Consider the following 1,061-nt stretch of genomic DNA (forward strand, 5'->3'; position numbering starts at 1 on the left):
TATTCCATCGACGAGAATTGGACAGACAAACACCCCGTCCTGCACGATAGCATTCTGGCGCGCACGCTGAAAAAGATGCGTGAACAGGGAATCATCTCCCGTCAGACCAGTGAGAACTCTTTTCCGCGTGAGGTGGAGTACTCGCTGAACCCGGACGTCGCCGAGGTACTGGAGCTGGTCGAGCCATTGATCGAATGGACGCGCAATCATCCCGAGTTGCTCGCCCAGGCGCAGGGCTACAGTCGGCAGCACAGTGCGGAAATCGACGAACAACGCCACGACGATCAGCGCCCGCGGGTGCGATGACAACGGGGCATCGGGCCGGGTGCCTATCCGGCTCGCCTGCGCTCGCGGGCGCGTTCGTCTTCCAGCGATTCGTCAGCGCCGTCGTGCCGGCGACGTAGCCGTTCGGCCAAGGCGATCGCCTGCGGTGTGGGCCGGTCGTCGATCTCCGCGAGTCGGGTGGTCAGCAGGGTCAGCGTGCGCGGGATGGCATCGAGTTGTCCCAGGCGTTCCTGCAGCCGCATGATGTCGCGGTAGATCAGCTCGTTGTGGGGGTCGAAGGCTCGTGCGATCTCCAGCAGATCGAGTGTCTGCTGCGGGTCGTGCTCGACGAGTGTGCGTGCGAGCGCGGCCACGGCGTCGATGGCGTCGCGACGGATCGATTCGCGGGCTGTTTCGATCCACTCGGTGCTGAGGCCGTCCGCCAGTGGTCCGGTGTAGCTGTCGACGATGCGGCGGTAGGCGGCGATCCGGTCGTGCTGGTTCGCCGCGGCGCGGCGTTGCGAGACTGCGGCGGCGAAGTGGTGGTAGTCGACGTCGACGAGGTCAGGTTTGAGGCGGTAGCGTCCCTCGCCGGTGAGGACCACATCGGACAGCGCACCTTCGGTCGCGGTGGTGAGAGCGCGGCGGAGGCGGGTGAGGCTGGTGTTCAGCGCGTTGGTGGTCTTCTCGGGTGGGCTGGCTGGCCACAGTGCGGCGACGAGCGCTTCGCGGCTGACGCCGTCGGGATGCACGGCCAAGAACACCAGTAGCTCGCGTATCCGGGGCTGGAAGGCTGC

General features: G+C 65.9%; 1 protein-coding gene and 1 pseudogene. One reads left to right on the plus strand and one right to left on the minus strand.

Annotated elements, in window-relative coordinates:
* Positions 1-306 (plus strand): winged helix-turn-helix transcriptional regulator (locus ABZ215_RS43850; RefSeq protein ID WP_354956883.1); only part of this gene is annotated, 306 nt, incomplete at its 5' end.
* Between the two features lie 23 nt (positions 307-329).
* On the opposite strand, the pseudogene ABZ215_RS43855 reads toward ABZ215_RS43850, so the two are convergent.
* Positions 330-1,061, minus strand: a pseudogene (locus tag ABZ215_RS43855) (transcriptional regulator); the annotation flags it as partial.

The organism is Amycolatopsis sp. NPDC006131 (genome assembly GCF_040614175.1).
GTDB classification, from domain to species: domain Bacteria; phylum Actinomycetota; class Actinomycetes; order Mycobacteriales; family Pseudonocardiaceae; genus Amycolatopsis_E; species Amycolatopsis_E tucumanensis.